The sequence below is a fragment of the Streptomyces sp. PA03-3a genome, from assembly GCF_033792735.1.
Taxonomy (GTDB): Bacteria; Actinomycetota; Actinomycetes; order Streptomycetales; family Streptomycetaceae; genus Actinacidiphila.
In genome coordinates, this window is the sequence record NZ_JARAVM010000029.1 from 1 (window position 1) to 15,017 (window position 15,017).

Consider the following 15,017-nt stretch of genomic DNA (forward strand, 5'->3'; position numbering starts at 1 on the left):
CAGATGTCGCAATCCACACCGAGCCAGAAGGCCCTCACCCATTTCAAGATCCCTCAGCCGAGAGATCCGTCACCAACCTCTGTGGACAGAACACCTAGGCCTCATCGAGCAGATACACACCCATCTGCAGACCTTGACCGCCTACGCGGGCGCATTACCGGGCTTTCTCGGAGACCTGCGGGACCGCCACCAGACTTCGCGACCTCGCAACGAGACGGTCCGACACGTGGTCGGCCAGGACCAGGTCAACGAGCTCATCGCCAGCGCACACTCCACCGCCCGTAAAGAGATCCTGTCCGCGCAGCCCGGCCCGCGGACACCCTTCGACCTGTCGCACTCCTTCGGCCGCGACCACGCCGCAGTCAAGCAGGGCATCTCGATGCGGACGATGTACCACAGCTCGGTCCGCCGGGTCGCGACGGTCGGCAACTGGGCAAAGGAAATGGCGGCCGCCGGCGCGGAGATCCGCACCTTCAACGGCCGCTTCGAGCGCAGCATCATCTTCGATCGCCGCGTGTGCTTCGTGCGCGTCCACGCCGGCGAGGGCGAACCGCCCGGCAACGAGGCAGTCATGATCTCCGACCCGCTGGTGGTCGGCGTCATCGCCCAGGTCTTCGAGCTGTTCTGGGAACGCGCCGACCCCTGGATCGGGCGGTCCAACGGCAAAGACGACGGTCTGATCACCACCGCCGGCCAGCGGGCCGTCCTGCGGGAACTGTGCCTGGGCCGCACACAGGCGCAGGCCGCCAAGAACCTCGGCATCAGCGCGGCATGGGCCAACTCCCTGCTGGGCGATCTCCGCAAAACGCTCGGTGTGGAAACGCTCAACGAGGTGATCTACTGGTGGGCGACGTCGCCCGACCACGACGTGCAGGACTGACGGTCCGGGCGCGCCGCCTACGCCTCAACGGCGGTGCGCCAGGTCAGCGTGACCCGGTCGTCCACGTCCCGCACCCCGCGGGCACGCGCCGGAAACACCTGGACCCTCTCCAGCAGCAGCACGAGCAAGGCCCGCTTGGAGCGGTTCGGAGCATGGTCCCACCAGCGGGCCAGGTCCTTGACCCCACCCAAGGGCACATCCACGGCCTGCTCCAAGTATCGGAGCCGGGATCGAGCCTGCTTCAGCTTCTCGCTGATGCGACGGTCGGCCGCAACGAACGCGTCCCGAGACACCTGGCCTTGGGAGTACGGCTCAGCCAGCTCGACCCGCGCCTTCTCAAGGTCGGCGATCTGCGTACGTACCCCATCCGCCTCGGCGCCCATCTGCGCACGCGCCAGTTCCAATGCGGCCTGCGCACCCGGGCGCGCGAGCTCACCAAGAGCGTGCTCGGCGAGGTGAGTCTCGAGCAACGCCGCGTTGATGCGGACCTTGCCACACCCGCCGCGCCCCTCGAAGCTCGTCGGACAGCGGTAGGACGGCGTACCGGCGCTAGTACGGCCGCCGGTCAACTGCTGCGCGCACTCGCCGCACTCCGCGAGCCCGCCCGTCGCCAGATACTCGTAGTCGCCCTCGCGGGCTTGCCCGCTGCGGACACTGCCGCGCCGGCCGGGACGGTTTTCCTGCAGCCACCGGAACTCCTCCGGTGTAATCAGCGCCTCGCGGCCGGTCTCGCGCAGCTCGCCCGTCGCGGGATCCCGCTCCAGTCCAGCGATGGACGGGTTGTCCAGGAGGCGGCCGAGCGTCATCGTCGTCCACTCGCCGCCCATGGTGCCCCGATGGCCTTCGGCCGTCATCCAAGCGGCGACCTCAGCCTGCGACTGTCCCGCGCGGACGCGACCCACGGCCTCACGGACAACCCGACGCTCCTGATCGCGGACACGCGTCAGGGCCTGGTTGTCGAAGCCGTACAAGCGCGGCATGCCACCATCCCAAACTCAACTCAGTGGCCCGCAGACGCCAGTCCCTGTCGCAGCGAGCCGATCCCCAACGCCTCCCACAATGCAGCCGTGGGAATACGAACCGTACTTCCCAAAGGCAGCGTCCGCACCGGAAACTGTCCGGCCTTGATCAAGTCGTACGCCTTGTTGTGACCGATGCCCAATGCGCGAGCCGCAGTCACGACGTTAACCGTCGCCGGCAGTGCCAGAACCTCATCAAGGCTCATGCCGCGCAGATCGGCGGCTGGAGTGCTCGTTGTCGCCATGTTCGTTGCCGCGTTCTCCCCCGCGCCAACATGTGCCACACCATACACGTCAGTCCTGGTAAGAGGCAGCTCCAGCCAGCCACATTAGGGAAGAATGTGCGCTCATAGGGGATGCCAGGCGTAGGGGTGGGGGACCGTGTTCGAGGACAAGACGTACAAGCGGTGTGCCTGCAAGGGGCCGCTGGTAGGCGGGGACGGAAACCCTGTCTTGGACGCTGAGGGCAACCAGAAGGTCGGCTCCCTGGAGAAGACCTGCCCCAAGCTCAAGCAGCGCGACCACGGGTCCTGGTACTACTCCATCGAGCTACCTCCTGGCCCTGACGGCATGCGCCGGCCGCGCGCCAAGAAGGGCGGCTTCCGCACGAAGAAGGAGGCAGCCACCGCGGCCGAGAAGGTCTGGAAGCTCGCGCAGGGCGGCGTCGACGTCCTCAGCGACGAGACGGCGGGGGAGTACCTTCGTCGCTGGTTCGCCAAGCGGGTCGACCTGAAGAAGTCCACCCGCAAGGGATACGAGGACTACATCGAGCGCGTCTTCATCCCCTACCTCGGCGGGATCAAGATGCTGTCGCTGCGCACCCGGCACATCCAGGCCATGTTCGAGAAGCTGTGGGCCGACAACGAGGTCCACGCAGAAAACCACGTCAAGGCGCACCAAGCCGTCGCAGCCGAGCGTGCAGCCCACGAGGCGTGGAAAGCCTCCCTGGAACGGCCCCGACCCAAGAAGCTGCGCCAGGAATGGGAGGACGCCAAGGCCACCCTGAAGGCGGCCCGCGCCCTGCCATGGCACGTCACCGGCCCCGGCACGCAGACGAAGATGCTCAACACGCTCTCCGGCGCCCTGCAGGACGCAGTACAGGAGAAGCTGATCTCCGAGAACTGGACGAAGGGCGTCGTACTGCCCAAGTACGTCCGCCCCAAGCCGCTGGTGTGGACGCCAGCGCGGATCGAGGCGTGGCGGCAGACCGGCGAGAAGCCCGGCAAGGTCATGGTGTGGATGCCGGAACAGACGGGTGAGTTCCTGGACGCCGTCGCTGAGCACCGCCTGTACCCGATGTTCCACCTGATGGTCTTCCGAGGACTGCGCCGCGGCGAGGCGGTCGGCCTGCCGTGGGCCGAGACCGACCTGGCGATGGGCATCGTGCACATCAGCGAGCAGCTGGTGGCCGCCTCGTATGACGTGTGGGAGGACACTCCCAAGAGCGAGAGCGGGGCCCGGACGATCAAGCTCGACTCCGAGACGCGGAAGCTGCTGGAACTGTGGCGTGAGCGGCAGGCCAAGGAGCGGGCCGAGTGGGAGCAGAGCGCCAAGACCTGGAAGCAGACGGGTCTGGTGTTCTCTTGGGAGGACGGTGGCGCGTACCACCCGGAGTACCTGTCTCAGGCGTTCATGCGCCTGATCAAGAAACTCGGGCTGCCGCCGGTACGGCTACACGACCTGCGGCACTGCGCAGCAACGCTGTCCCTGGCGTCCGGAGTCCACATGAAGGCCATTCAGGCCCTGCTGGGGCACTCCTCGTACTCGCTGACCGCCGACACCTACACGTCGGTGCTGCCGCAGTTCGAGGAAGCTCAGGCCGACGCCCCGCTTGCTCTGGTTCCGCGAAAGTCGCCGGCGCTGCGCCAGACGGCCACCGAGTCGGAGACAGCGGCAGACGAGTCCACGGACGTTCCCACGAATGACGCCGCCTGACGGCTCGTTCCCAGATCGTTCCCATACGAGATCGAAAGACCCCCCGGAAACCGTCTCCGGGGGGCCTTTCGTTGTTCTGACGCAGGTCAGACCATGTGCCCCAGGCAGGATTCGAACCTGCGACACCCGCTTTAGGAGAGCGGTGCTCTATCCCCTGAGCTACTGAGGCGGAAGCGTGGGACAGCCTAGCGGATGCGGATCAGGGGTGTGCCGGCGATTGCTCCGGGCCCCGGGGGGTGTGGCGCCGCGCCAGGGGTGTCAGCCGCAGGGCGGGCCGTCGTCGAGGTCGGCCGCGGTGAGGGCGGCGGTGAGGCGGTCGACGCGGGTGCGCAGGTCGTTGATCTCGTCCAGGCCGAGGCCCGTGGCCGCGGAGATGCGGCGCGGAATCTGGAGGGCCTTGTCGTGGAGCGCCGTGCCGGCGTCGGTGAGGTGGACCGTGACGGAGCGCTCGTCGTCGGCGGAGCGCTCGCGGCGGACGAGACCGGTGGCCTCGAGGCGCTTGAGAAGAGGGGAGAGGGTGCCCGAGTCGAGGCGCAGGTGCTCGCCGATCTTCTTGACCGGCAGGGCGCCGTGCTCCCAGAGCACGAGCATCACCAGGTACTGGGGGTAGGTGAGGCCGAGGTCCTTGAGCACGACGCGATAGACGCCGCCGAAGGCGCGCGAGGCAGCGTGCAGGGAGAAGCAGATCTGGTTCTCGAGCCGGAGGTGGTCCCCGGCACGGGCGGGCGCGGTGGCGGTCATGGCTACAGGGTAGCTCGGCCGTCCACGTTTTAGTTGTGCACAACTCGGTTGTGTGCTCTACTTGTCGTCAACGGGATCGCAACCGATCGAAAGAGGATGTCTCATGGACCCGCTGTACACCGCCGTCGCCACCGCCAACGGCCGTGACGGGCGTGCCGTCAGCTCCGACGGACAGCTCGACCTGGCGCTCGCCATGCCGCCGGCGCTCGGTGGCAACGGTCAGGGCACCAACCCCGAGCAGCTCTTCGCGGCCGGCTACGCCGCGTGTTTCGCCAGCGCCCTCGCCCTGGTCGGGCGGCAGGCGAAGGTGGACACCAGCGAGATCTCCGTGACCGCCGAGGTGACCATCGGCAAGGACGACACGAGCTTCGGCCTGGCGGTCGTGCTCCGCGCCGAGCTGCCGTCGGAGCTTGAGAACGAGGCCGGCCGTGCGCTGATTGAGCAGGCCCACCAGGTCTGCCCCTACTCCAAGGCGACCCGGGGCAACATCCCGGTCGAGCTCGTCGTGGAGTAAGCGGAGCAGGTATCGGAAAGTGCGGAAGGCCCCGGGCGCGCGGTAGCGTCCGGGGCCCTTCCCGTGCGTGCGGGGCCGGCGGGGCGGGTGCTGCCAAGCGGCCCCGCGTCCACCCCCGTTGCCTGTGACTCAGCTCACAAGCGACGCCGAAATATCCGGGGAACGGCTCCCCGTTTACACCTACGTCGCACAAACGGGGACTCGCTCCCCGGAACCGAGCGCCACCGAAGGACAGAAAGGAGTGCCCGCCATGGCAGTAGCGGCCGCAGTGAAGCTCCGCGCGGACGCCACGCGCAACCGCGAGCGGATCATCGTCGCCGCCCGCGAGGCGCTCCTGGAGTACGGCACCGACGCCCCGCTCGACGAGATCGCCAAGCGGGCCGGCGTGGGCAACGCCACCGTCTACCGGCACTTCGCCGACCGCCAGGAGCTCTCGCTCCAGGTGGCCCTGTCGGTGATGGACCGGATCACCCAGCGGGCCGAGGAGGCGCTGGCGCAGGAGCCGGACGCCTTCGACGCGCTGCGCCGCTTCGTGCACGAGGCGGCCGACGAGCGTGTGGGCGCGCTGTGTCCGATGCTCTCCACCGGATTCGGCAAGGGGGATCCGCGGCTCGAGGAGGGCCGCGTACGCTTGGAGCGCGCGATCGAGGAGCTGATGGCCGCCGGCAGGCGGTCCGGGCGGCTCCGTACCGACATCGACGTCGGCGACGTGATGGTGGCCGTCAGCCAGCTGACGCGGCCGCTGCCCGGTAAGCACTGCGGCAGCATGGAGCGCTTCATCCGCCGTCATCTGCAGCTGTTCGTGGACGGCCTGCAGGCGCCGGCGCGCTCCGAACTCCCGGGTGACTCCGCCACTTTCGAGGACCTTCGGCAATGTCGCTGAACTCCGCCTGCCGAACGGGCCCCCTCGCGTAATTCACTCGCCCACAACATTTCTGTTACGCACCGTCTGTCCTCTTCGTCTTCAATGTCGTCATCTCTTCGTACCGTTAGTGAGTTCACCCATGCCTGATCTGGCACACGCCCAGCGCTGGAAGGCGCTGGCCTTCATCGCGATAGCCCAGCTGATGGTCGTCCTCGACGGCACCATCGTGAACATCGCCCTGCCCTCCGCCCAGACCGACCTGGGCATCTCGGACGCCAACAAGCAGTGGGTCATCACGGCCTACGCGCTCGTCTTCGGTGGCCTGCTGCTCTTCGGCGGACGCATCGCCGACCTGTGGGGCCGCCGCCGCACCTTCGTCACCGGCCTGATCGGCTTCGCCGCCGCCTCCGCGATCGGCGGCGCCGCGGCCAACGAAGGGGTTCTCTTCGGTGCCCGCGCGCTGCAGGGTGCCTTCGGCGCGCTGCTCGCGCCGGCCGCGCTGTCGCTCCTCGCGGTGATGTTCACCGAGGCCAAGGAGCGCGCCAAGGCGTTCGGCATCTACGGCGCCATCGCCGGTGGTGGCGGTGCCGTCGGTCTGATCCTCGGCGGTGTGCTCACCGAGTACCTGGACTGGCGCTGGACCTTCTTCGTCAACATCCCCTTCGCCGCCGTCGCCGTGTTCGGTGCCCTGCGCTTCGTCCAGGAGCCGGCCGGCAGCCGCAACAGCAGCGGCCTGGACATCCCCGGTGTCGTGCTCGCCACCACGGGCCTGGTCTCCCTGGTCTACGGCTTCACCCGCGCCGAGACCCACGGCTGGAGCGAGAGCACCACGATCGGCCTGTTCGTGGCCTCGGCCGTGCTGCTCATCGCGTTCGTGGTCGTCGAGGCCCGTGTAAAGGCCCCGCTGCTGCCGCTGCGCGTGGTGACCGACCGCAACCGCGGTGGTGTCTACCTCTCGCTGGGTCTGGCCATCATCGCGATGTTCGGCCTGTTCCTCTTCCTCACCTACTACCTGCAGGTCGTCCAGGGCTACTCCGCGCTGAAGACCGGCTTCGCCTTCCTCCCGATGATCGCGGGCATGATCACCGGCTCGACGCAGATCGGCGCGCGCCTGATGACCCGCGTCCGTCCGCGCCTGCTGATGGCCCCGGGCTTCCTGGTGGCGGGCCTGGGCATGCTGCTGCTGACGCAGCTGTCCGTCGACAGCTCGTACGCGGGCCTGATCCTGCCGGCGGAGATCCTGCTCGGCCTCGGCATGGGTACGGCCTTCATGCCGGCCATGAGCCTGGCCACGCACGGTGTCGAGCCGCGTGACGCGGGTGTCGCCTCCGCCATGGTCAACACCTCGCAGCAGGTCGGCGGTGCCATCGGTACGGCGCTGCTGAACACGATCGCGGCCAGCGCGACCACCTCGTGGGTCGCCGCGCACGCGGCCGAGGCCCGCACGCTCGGCAAGCAGGGCTTCATCAACGCCGCGGCCGTGCACGGCTACTCCACCGCGATCTGGTGGGCGGTCGGCATCCTGGCCCTCTCCGCGCTCATCGCCTTCACCTTCGTCAACACCGGTGGTGGCGGCGGCGTGGTCGCGGCGTCCGGCAACAAGGACGCCGAGGGCGCGGAGGACGTCGCCGTCCCGGTGATCGCCCACTGACGGACGCGTCGACGACGACGGCACGCCGGACGGCGAGCACGGCGAAGGGCCCCGCTTCATGAGAGGAAGCGGGGCCCTTCCCGTTGCGTTGCGCAGCCTACCGGCCGAACTGCACGGACCGCTTGGCCAGACCCATCCAGAAGCCGTCGATGGCGCTGCGCTGGTCGCCGAGGTCGTCCTCCGCGGCGCCCATGGTGACGAAGAGCGGGGCGAAGTGCTCGGTCCGCGGGTGGGCGAGCCGCCCGGCGGGGGACTTGTGCTCGAAGTCCAGCAGGGCGTCCACGTCGTGCGCCTCGAGCGCGCGGTGCCCCCAGTCGTCGAACTCCGCCGACCAGCCCGGCACCCCGCCGGCGTGGCGCAGCGCGGCGAGGTTGTGCGTGAAGAAGCCGCTGCCGACGATCAGCACGCCCTCGTCGCGCAGCGGGGCGAGCCTGCGTCCGATGTCCATGAGCTTCTGCGGGTCGAGCGTGGGCATCGAGACCTGCAGCACGGGGATGTCGGCGTCCGGGTACATCTCCACGAGTGGGACGTACGCCCCGTGGTCCAGGCCCCGGTCCGGGATGTCCTGGACGGGGGTTCCCGCGGCGCGCAGCAGCTTGCGAACGGATTCGGCCAGGGCGGGCGCGCCCGGGGCCGCGTACCGCACCTCGTAGTAGTGGCGGGGGAAGCCCCAGAAGTCGTACACGAGCGGGACGGTGGTGGTGGCGCCGAGCGCGAGCGGGGCCTCCTCCCAGTGCGCGGAGATCATGAGGATCGCCGTGGGGCGCGGGAGACCGGCGGACCAGGCGGCCAGTTCGCCCGGCCACACGGGGTCGTCGGCGAGCGGCGGGGCGCCGTGCGAGAGGTAGAGGGCGGGCATGCGCATGGTGGGCCTCCTCAGGCCGGGAGGTCGAGGGTGTGGTGGGTGTGCTCGGCCTTGGCGCGCAGGTAGCGCACGTTGTCCTCGGACAGGTGCACCCCGGTCGGCACCCGCTCGGTGACCGTGACGCCGAGCGCGGTCAGCTGTTCCGCCTTGTCGGGGTTGTTGCTGAGCAGGCGGATCGCGTCGACGCCGAGGGCGCCGAGCATCTGGGCGGCGGCGGTGTAGTCGCGTTCGTCGTCGAGGCGGCCGAGGGCGCGGTTGGCGGCGAAGGTGTCCAGGCCCTCGTCCTGGAGGGCGTACGCGTCGAGCTTGGCGTACAGGCCGATGCCCCGGCCCTCCTGGCGGAGGTAGAGCAGATAGCCGCCGGTCTCGGCGATGCGCTGTACGGCCTCGCGCAGTTGGGGACCGCAGTCGCAGCGCGCGGAGCCGAAGACGTCGCCCGTGAGGCACTCGGAGTGCGGGCGGACCAGCGGCGACGTCGCGCCCTCGTGGGCGCCGAGGCCGAGCGCGATGTGCTCCTTGCCGTCGGCGAGGCCCGTGAAGGTGAAGACGTCGGCCGGGGTGGCCCAGCCGTCGGGGAAGCGCAGCGGGATCCGGACCCGGGTGCGAATGGCCGCGCGCGGCGGGGCGGGGGCTGCGTCCGCGGCGGTCGGGGCGGTCGGGCCGTTCGTCATACGGATGCCTCGCCTGGGTTTCTTGAAGTTTCAAGCCAGCAGGGGGGAAGGTATCCGTAATTGCTTGAAAGTTCAAGGTTGAATCCGTAGAGTGGGACCATGACCACGAGAGCTCCCGAGCCCCGCTGGCTGAGCGAGGACGAGCAGCGCGCCTGGCGCGCTTACATGGCGTCCACCCAGTTGGTCTCGGACGCACTCGACCGGCAGCTCCAGCGCGACGCGCGGATGCCGCACGCGTACTACTCGCTGCTGGTGTGGCTCTCGGAGACCCCCGACCGCCGGATGCGCATGACGGAGCTGGCGGAACGCTCGAAGATTACGCGCAGCAGGCTCTCCCACGCCATCTCCCGCCTGGAGGAGAACGGGTGGGTCCGCCGTGAGAACTGCCCCTCCGACCGGCGCGGGCAGCTCGCGGTCCTCACCGACGAGGGTTTCGCGGCGCTCGCCGCGGCCGCTCCCGGCCATGTGGAGGCGGTGCGCGGGGCGATCTTCGACCGGCTGTCGGAGGAGCAGGTGCGTCAGCTCGGCGAGATCTGCCGGGTCATCGCAGGGGGGCTTCAGCCGGAGAACGGCGTGGTGGGCGACCTGCCCTGGCTGCGCTGACCGGGCCGGCTCAGCCCAGGTCCTTCTCGTACCAGGCGACGTCCCAGTAGCGGCCGAACTTCCGGCCGACCTCGCGGTAGACGCCCAGCGGGCGGAAGCCGAAGCGGGCGTGCAGCCGGACGGACGCCTCGTTGGGCTGTGCGATGCCCGCGTAGGCGCGGTGCACGTCCTCGCCCCTCAGGGCCTCGAAGAGCGCCGCGTAGAGAAGGGTGCCGACGCCGCGGCCGCCGGCCTCCGGGGCGCAGTAGACGGAGGTCTCCACGGAGGTGGAGTACGCGGCCTTCGGGCGGAATGGGCTGCTCGTGGCGTATCCGAGCAGGCCCGGCGTGCCGTCGGGTTTCGTCCCGTGGGCAACCAAAAGGCGGTGCGGTCCGTCTTCCGGGTGGGAGAGCAGCCAAGGGCGGCGCTGTTCCAGTGACAACGGCTCCAGGTCGAACGTGATCGGCGTCTCACGGACGTAGTGGTTGTACAGGTCGGTGAGGGCCTTCAGGTCCTCCTCGCCACCCGGTCTGACCTGCACTTCGACGGGCTCGGACAATGATCCACCTCCGGCTGTGGCCGGACAGGGTACTGCAAGATCGTAAAAAACGGGGCTGTGCCTGGGAATTGTGTCCGGATTCCAGTCGTTATCTCTTTTCGAGTGGGCAGCCGAAAGGCACGCGTGAAGCTGCTGGAGGGCAGCTCATTCGATCCGACACCCGACCGAACCTTCGCAAGGGAGCACGCATGGCAACCCGTGCCGTCGCCCGCAGCACCGCAGGCGGGAAGAGCAGCGCTCGCGCAGGCCACGGCGAGATGGCCGACCGCGACCTGGTCGGCATGTACCTCGACGAGATCGCGCGTACGCCGCTGCTGGACGCCGCGCAGGAAGTCGAGCTTTCCAGGGCGATCGAGGCCGGTGTCTACGCCGAGCAGCTCCTCGCGGGCGAGGAGCTGGGTCAGGGAGCGGACGCCGACCGAGAGGAACTGGAAGCGATAGCCGCCGCGGGTGCGCGGGCCAAGGACGTCTTCATCCGTTCCAACCTGCGCCTGGTCGTCGCCGTCGCGCGACGTTATCCGCGCAGCGGCCTGCCGCTGCTCGACCTGATCCAGGAGGGCAACGCAGGCCTGGTACGCGCCGTCGAGAAGTTCGACTACAGCAAGGGCTTCAAGTTCTCCACGTACGCGACGTGGTGGATCCGTCAGGCGATCACCCGGTCCATCGCGGACCAGTCGCGCACCATCCGGCTCCCCGTCCACCTGGTGGAGGAGCTGGGGCGGGTGCGCAGGGTGCAGCGCGAGTTCAACCGCGAGCACGGGCGTGACCCGGAGCCCGCGGAGATCGCCGCGGAGCTCGGCTCCACCCCGGAACGGATCTCCGACGTACTCGACTGGGCACGCGACCCGGTGAGCCTGAACATGTCGGTGGACGACGAGGGCGAGACCCAGTTCGGCGATCTGGTCGAGGACACCTCGGCGGCCTCGCCGGAGGACTCCGTGCTCGTCATGCTGCGGCGTGAGGAACTGGAGGATCTGATCGACCGGCTCGACGACCGGACGGCGTCCATCATCCGGGCGCGGTACGGGATCGTGGACGGCCGCGAGCGCACGCTGACGGAGGTCGGCAAGCAGCACGGGCTGACGCGTGAGCGGATCCGGCAGATCGAGAAGCACGCGCTTGCGGACCTCAAGCGCATGGCGCGTGCGACAGGGCTGTCCATCGAGGCGGCCTGACCCCGAGCGGGAGCCCTTGCCGGCGCCCGCGCCACCACCCACAGACTCGAGCCCCGGTGCCACCCCCCTGTGCCGGGGCTCGACCCTCTTCCCGGGCCGGCCCGGTCGCGCGTCGCCCGCGTACGTGCGGCCGGGCCCTCGTCGTGGCCGGGCGCGGCGGACCGCCCCGTACCCTGGACGGCATGAGCAGCACCCCCGACCCCACTACCGGGCCCGCAGCGGCCCCCGCCCCACGAGCGCCGCGCGAGCCGGCGGCGCTGGTCTTCGACGACCCGCTGGACCGCCAGTCGTCCGACGACACCGACACCGGCTGGGGCGAGCGCCCCGGCCAGGGTGGTGCGGGAGATCTCGCGCGCTTCCTCGACGAGAAGCCCCCGCACCACATCTGAGGCGGACGCCGCTATTGATGCGTCCGGTTGGTGCCGCCGTGGCCGTAGGGGGAGGGGACGCTCGGTGCGCCGCCGTGGCCCTGCTGCTGGCGCGCGAGCAGATCGCGTATCTCGGTCAGCAGCTCCAGCTCCGTCGGCCCGGTCACCGCGTCCTCCTTGCCCGCCTTGCGCCGGTCGTTGAGCTTGTTCATCGGCAGGATCAGCAGGAAGTACACGACCGCGGCCGTGATGAGGAACGTCAGCGCCGCGCCGGCGACCGCGCCCCACAGGAGGCCCACACCCTGCTTGAGCTCGCCGTTGACGACGGTGCAGGGCGGCTCGATGCAGAGGGTGTAACCGTCGAGGTTCTTGGTGCCGATGGCACCGATCACCGGATTGATGAGGCCCTTCACGAACGCGTCGACGATCTTGCTGAACGCGGCGCCGACGACGACCGCCACAGCGAGCTCGACGACGTTGCCACGCAGTAGGAAGGCTTTGAAGCCCTTCAAGGGACGATTTCCTTTCGAAGAACGACCGTGCAGTTCGGCCCGGGGGACCCGTGGGGTGGGTGGTGTCCGCCGGGCACTGCCGGCGTGAAAGCCGGCCGTGACGGAGGTGGTTGAGCGGTTCGGCCTCCGAGAGTAGGGGGTGCGCGCCGCGGCCCTCCCCGCCGGTTGCCTTTCTCACGGCGCGCGGCTAGCGCAGCGCCACCGCCAGGGGCGAGGTTGCCGCGGCGCCGGACAGCGCGGCCGCCGTCCCGGGCGGGACCGACAGCACGATCAGCGCGCCGTCTCCGATCCCGCCGCCGAAGCCGCCCCCGCCCCGGCTCCTACTCCCGATCCCGTCCATGCCGGCCGGCGGGACGCCCTGGCCCCCGGAGGCGGGGGAGGGCACCGCCACCACGGGCGCCCCGCGGGCCACCACGCGCGCCGCGGCGAGGATGTCCACCCGGTCGCCGGGCCGCACCAGCCCGGCCGCCGCCGCGTCCGCGATGCGCACCGGCGCCCGCACCATGTCCCGGCCGGCAGCGGCGGTGGGAGCGGATCCTTCCCGCTCCGGCCGTCCGGACTGCGGATCCGTACGGGGCGCCGCGGCGGCCAGCGCGGCCGCCGTCATCGCCAGGCCCGTGGCCATCATCCGCCTCCGCCTGCGCAGCGCCCGGCGCAACCGGTGGCGCCCGCCGCCCGCCCTGATCGGCGCGAACACCGGGACCGCGCACGGGGCGGGCGCTCCCGTCCCCGCACCCGCCGGTGGGACCGAAACGCCGCCACCGTCCGTCCACAGCCTGGCTCCACCGCTGTCCACCATCTCGACCACCCCCGTCATCGGGCCTTTCGCCCACCGGCGCATCCGGCCTGGCAGGACCACCATGACGCATCGCGTCGAGGCACCTCGGCGGCCCTGTGGAGTACTGACCGGTTGTGGATAACTCGGTCACCCGTTCGAGGTGATGAGCCGGAAGGGTCTGGCGGCTCGGCGCTCGCGGTGGTGTGCTTGCTGGTAACGAACAGAAGCGTCCGAGCCCGAGAGCGGGAGGTGGTCGACGTGCCCAGGCACTCATTGCGCGACGGCCCGTCCGAAAGGTCGAGAGCCCATCCGGGGGACGTCAGCCGTCGCGTCGCACAGCGGCGGGAGCAACTGGGGCTCAGCCGCGAGGAGGTGGCTGCCAAGGCCGGCATGACGCCAAGCTATGTGCGGTACGTGGAGGAGCAGTGTCACCACACCATCGGGACCAATGCCCTGCTCCGGCTCGCGGGCGCATTGCGGACCACCGCCAGCCATCTGCTGGGCGGTGACGCCGAGCACCTGCCGGGGGAGACGGAGACCGTCGGTCCGCCGGTGATGGAGGAGATGCCCTCTCAGGAGTGCTGGACCCGGCTGTCCGGCCATGACGTCGGCAGGATCGCGCTCACCACCGGCGGCGGCCACCCCGCGGTCGTCCCGGTGAACTACGCGGTCGTGGACGGGGCCATCGTCTACCGCACGGCCCCGGACGCGCCTCCGTCCCTCGCCAAGGGCAGCGAGATCGCCTTCGAGGTCGACCAGCTCGACGCCTGCCTCAGTGGGGGATGGAGCGTGCTCGTCCTCGGGGTTGCCGAACACGTCGTCGATCCCGAGGACACTCGCGCTCTGGAGACCCACCCTGGCCCGTGGTCCGGGGGTGAGGACGATCTGTGGATACGCATCGTCCCCACCCATGTCACCGGCAGTCTCATACGCACCGTATAGGCGGTGGCGCCGAAGCTGCCGAGGCCCGTCGAGGGGGCCCGTCGGGAGCGCTCGGTCGGGCACAGGCACAGACGTTCAGACGTGGTGGAAGACCGCCACGGGGCAGTGGGCGTGGTGGAGCACGGCATGGGTCACATGGGCCAGCCGGCCACCGCCGCGCTGGTGCCGCCGGGCACCCGCGACGAGCAGATCGGCATGGGCCGAGGCATCCACCAGGGCGCCGCTGGCGGAGGAGGCCTTGACCAGGTCCACGGTCACGGTCAGGTCCGGGTACTCCTCGCGGATCGTGTCGGCGACGTTCTGCTCCGTGGCCGCCTCCCGGTCGCCGACCGACGTGGCGTCGTCCAGCCCGGGCACCATCTCGCCCACCGCCCCGAGCAGGCTCCACGCGGTGAGGAGCCGCAAGGTGGCCTTCCGCAGGCGGGCCTCGTCGGCGGCGAAGCGCACGGTGGCCAGATCGGTCTCGTCCCGGATACCGACCAGGACGACACCGGTGGACGGCTGCTCGCTGCCCCGCACGACGACCACGGGTCCGTGCGCATGGGAGGCCACGCGAAGCCCGACCGAGCCCAGCAGCAGCGCGTGGAAGCCACCGCGTCCACGGCAGCCGACGACGGTCAGGCTCTTGGAGCCGGACTGTTCCAGCAGGGTGTCGGCCGGTTTGCCCTTGCCGAGCGAGGTCGAGACCGCCAGGTCCGGGTAGCGGGCGGTCGCCGATGCCGCCGCTTCGTCCAGCAACGCGCGGCCGCTGTCGAGGACCAGCTGTGCGGTCTCGGGAGACAGGTTCCTGCCGGAACGGGTATCGAGGCCGGTCGCGTGCAGGATGTGCAGCGGGCGATCACGCAGCACGGCCTCACCGGCGGCCCACATCACCGCGGCGGTGGCGTGGAGCGAGCCGTCCGTGCCGACCACGACCGGTCCGTGGCTGGTGTCCATGGCGGTGCCTCCTTGTCGCTGTCG

General features: G+C 70.1%; 18 protein-coding genes and 1 tRNA gene. 9 read left to right on the forward strand and 10 right to left on the reverse strand.

The window, feature by feature from the left end:
• The first annotated feature begins 133 nt into the window (after positions 1-133).
• Positions 134-880: a hypothetical protein gene (locus PV342_RS29725; protein WP_500319358.1), complete on the forward strand. Its 747-nt coding sequence runs from the start codon at positions 134-136 to the stop codon at positions 878-880.
• Between the two features lie 17 nt (positions 881-897).
• On the opposite strand, the gene PV342_RS29730 is transcribed toward PV342_RS29725, so the two are convergent.
• Entirely contained in the window at positions 898-1,851 is a 954-nt protein-coding gene (locus PV342_RS29730; RefSeq protein ID WP_500319360.1) for a recombinase family protein, read from the reverse strand.
• Between the two features lie 29 nt (positions 1,852-1,880).
• A complete protein-coding gene (locus PV342_RS29735; RefSeq protein ID WP_500319362.1) occupies positions 1,881-2,192 on the reverse strand; it encodes a helix-turn-helix domain-containing protein in 312 nt (103 codons plus the stop codon).
• Positions 2,193-2,352: 160 nt separating this feature from the next.
• Here PV342_RS29735 and PV342_RS29740 point away from each other — a divergent pair, with 160 nt between their 5' ends.
• Entirely contained in the window at positions 2,353-3,834 is a 1,482-nt protein-coding gene (locus PV342_RS29740) for a tyrosine-type recombinase/integrase (protein ID WP_500319364.1), read from the forward strand.
• A gap of 96 nt (positions 3,835-3,930) precedes the next feature.
• Here PV342_RS29740 and PV342_RS29745 read toward each other — a convergent pair.
• Together PV342_RS29745 and PV342_RS29750 are read right to left on the reverse strand one after the other, a co-directional pair.
• Positions 3,931-4,003 (reverse strand) — tRNA-Arg (locus tag PV342_RS29745).
• An 89-nt stretch (positions 4,004-4,092) separates the two neighbouring features.
• On the reverse strand, positions 4,093-4,575 hold the full coding sequence (locus PV342_RS29750; protein ID WP_386988318.1) for a MarR family winged helix-turn-helix transcriptional regulator: 483 nt from the start codon (positions 4,573-4,575) through the stop codon (positions 4,093-4,095).
• A 103-nt stretch (positions 4,576-4,678) separates the two neighbouring features.
• Between PV342_RS29750 and PV342_RS29755 the strand changes: the two genes are divergently transcribed.
• The 3 genes from PV342_RS29755 to PV342_RS29765 all read left to right on the forward strand — a co-directional run bounded on the left by PV342_RS29755 (position 4,679) and on the right by PV342_RS29765 (position 7,605).
• Positions 4,679-5,089, forward strand: a complete 411-nt coding sequence (locus tag PV342_RS29755) for an organic hydroperoxide resistance protein (RefSeq protein WP_018559912.1) — start codon at positions 4,679-4,681, stop codon at positions 5,087-5,089.
• A gap of 250 nt (positions 5,090-5,339) precedes the next feature.
• Positions 5,340-5,972 carry a TetR/AcrR family transcriptional regulator gene (locus tag PV342_RS29760; protein ID WP_400802851.1) on the forward strand — a complete coding sequence of 211 codons (633 nt, stop codon included), beginning with the start codon at positions 5,340-5,342 and terminating at the stop codon, positions 5,970-5,972.
• A gap of 121 nt (positions 5,973-6,093) precedes the next feature.
• The gene (locus PV342_RS29765) at positions 6,094-7,605 is read left to right on the forward strand and encodes an MFS transporter (RefSeq protein WP_386988321.1); all 1,512 of its coding nucleotides are present in this window, start codon (positions 6,094-6,096) and stop codon (positions 7,603-7,605) included.
• A 97-nt stretch (positions 7,606-7,702) separates the two neighbouring features.
• Here the strand turns inward: PV342_RS29765 and PV342_RS29770 are convergent, their stop codons facing one another.
• Both PV342_RS29770 and PV342_RS29775 read right to left on the reverse strand, forming a co-directional pair.
• Positions 7,703-8,470: a dioxygenase family protein gene (locus tag PV342_RS29770; RefSeq protein ID WP_361001875.1), complete on the reverse strand. Its 768-nt coding sequence runs from the start codon at positions 8,468-8,470 to the stop codon at positions 7,703-7,705.
• A gap of 11 nt (positions 8,471-8,481) precedes the next feature.
• Positions 8,482-9,141, reverse strand: coding sequence for a GTP cyclohydrolase II (locus PV342_RS29775; protein ID WP_400802847.1), 660 nt, complete (start codon positions 9,139-9,141; stop codon positions 8,482-8,484).
• Between the two features lie 99 nt (positions 9,142-9,240).
• Here PV342_RS29775 and PV342_RS29780 point away from each other — a divergent pair, with 99 nt between their 5' ends.
• Entirely contained in the window at positions 9,241-9,744 is a 504-nt protein-coding gene (locus tag PV342_RS29780) for a MarR family winged helix-turn-helix transcriptional regulator (RefSeq protein ID WP_089222379.1), read from the forward strand.
• A gap of 10 nt (positions 9,745-9,754) precedes the next feature.
• On the opposite strand, the gene PV342_RS29785 is transcribed toward PV342_RS29780, so the two are convergent.
• Positions 9,755-10,282: a GNAT family N-acetyltransferase gene (locus tag PV342_RS29785; protein WP_386988329.1), complete on the reverse strand. Its 528-nt coding sequence runs from the start codon at positions 10,280-10,282 to the stop codon at positions 9,755-9,757.
• A gap of 188 nt (positions 10,283-10,470) precedes the next feature.
• Between PV342_RS29785 and PV342_RS29790 the strand changes: the two genes are divergently transcribed.
• Together PV342_RS29790 and PV342_RS29795 are read left to right on the forward strand one after the other, a co-directional pair.
• Positions 10,471-11,457 carry a sigma-70 family RNA polymerase sigma factor gene (locus PV342_RS29790; RefSeq protein WP_386988332.1) on the forward strand — a complete coding sequence of 329 codons (987 nt, stop codon included), beginning with the start codon at positions 10,471-10,473 and terminating at the stop codon, positions 11,455-11,457.
• A 182-nt stretch (positions 11,458-11,639) separates the two neighbouring features.
• On the forward strand, positions 11,640-11,846 hold the full coding sequence (locus PV342_RS29795) for a hypothetical protein (RefSeq protein WP_361001862.1): 207 nt from the start codon (positions 11,640-11,642) through the stop codon (positions 11,844-11,846).
• 11 nt (positions 11,847-11,857) lie between these two features.
• On the opposite strand, the gene mscL is transcribed toward PV342_RS29795, so the two are convergent.
• The gene (gene mscL, locus PV342_RS29800; protein ID WP_400802841.1) at positions 11,858-12,337 is read right to left on the reverse strand and encodes a large conductance mechanosensitive channel protein MscL; all 480 of its coding nucleotides are present in this window, start codon (positions 12,335-12,337) and stop codon (positions 11,858-11,860) included.
• A gap of 187 nt (positions 12,338-12,524) precedes the next feature.
• The gene (locus tag PV342_RS29805; protein ID WP_400802839.1) at positions 12,525-12,965 is read right to left on the reverse strand and encodes a hypothetical protein; all 441 of its coding nucleotides are present in this window, start codon (positions 12,963-12,965) and stop codon (positions 12,525-12,527) included.
• A 408-nt stretch (positions 12,966-13,373) separates the two neighbouring features.
• Here PV342_RS29805 and PV342_RS29810 point away from each other — a divergent pair, with 408 nt between their 5' ends.
• Positions 13,374-14,057 carry a helix-turn-helix domain-containing protein gene (locus PV342_RS29810; RefSeq protein ID WP_500319369.1) on the forward strand — a complete coding sequence of 228 codons (684 nt, stop codon included), beginning with the start codon at positions 13,374-13,376 and terminating at the stop codon, positions 14,055-14,057.
• A gap of 75 nt (positions 14,058-14,132) precedes the next feature.
• Here the strand turns inward: PV342_RS29810 and PV342_RS29815 are convergent, their stop codons facing one another.
• A complete protein-coding gene (locus tag PV342_RS29815) occupies positions 14,133-14,993 on the reverse strand; it encodes a universal stress protein (protein ID WP_391576482.1) in 861 nt (286 codons plus the stop codon).
• Between the last annotated feature and the right edge of the window lie 24 nt (positions 14,994-15,017).

Coding starts and splice junctions, on each gene's coding strand:
- PV342_RS29775 (WP_400802847.1), bottom strand. CDS start 9,141: ATGACGAACGGCCCGACCGCCCCGACCGCCGCGGACGCAGCCCCCGCC.
- PV342_RS29760 (WP_400802851.1), top strand. CDS start 5,340: ATGGCAGTAGCGGCCGCAGTGAAGCTCCGCGCGGACGCCACGCGCAAC.
- PV342_RS29755 (WP_018559912.1), top strand. CDS start 4,679: ATGGACCCGCTGTACACCGCCGTCGCCACCGCCAACGGCCGTGACGGG.
- PV342_RS29805 (WP_400802839.1), bottom strand. CDS start 12,965: ATGATGGCCACGGGCCTGGCGATGACGGCGGCCGCGCTGGCCGCCGCG.
- PV342_RS29815 (WP_391576482.1), bottom strand. CDS start 14,993: ATGGACACCAGCCACGGACCGGTCGTGGTCGGCACGGACGGCTCGCTC.
- PV342_RS29750 (WP_386988318.1), bottom strand. CDS start 4,575: ATGACCGCCACCGCGCCCGCCCGTGCCGGGGACCACCTCCGGCTCGAG.
- PV342_RS29790 (WP_386988332.1), top strand. CDS start 10,471: ATGGCAACCCGTGCCGTCGCCCGCAGCACCGCAGGCGGGAAGAGCAGC.
- PV342_RS29795 (WP_361001862.1), top strand. CDS start 11,640: ATGAGCAGCACCCCCGACCCCACTACCGGGCCCGCAGCGGCCCCCGCC.
- PV342_RS29765 (WP_386988321.1), top strand. CDS start 6,094: ATGCCTGATCTGGCACACGCCCAGCGCTGGAAGGCGCTGGCCTTCATC.
- PV342_RS29770 (WP_361001875.1), bottom strand. CDS start 8,470: ATGCGCATGCCCGCCCTCTACCTCTCGCACGGCGCCCCGCCGCTCGCC.
- PV342_RS29780 (WP_089222379.1), top strand. CDS start 9,241: ATGACCACGAGAGCTCCCGAGCCCCGCTGGCTGAGCGAGGACGAGCAG.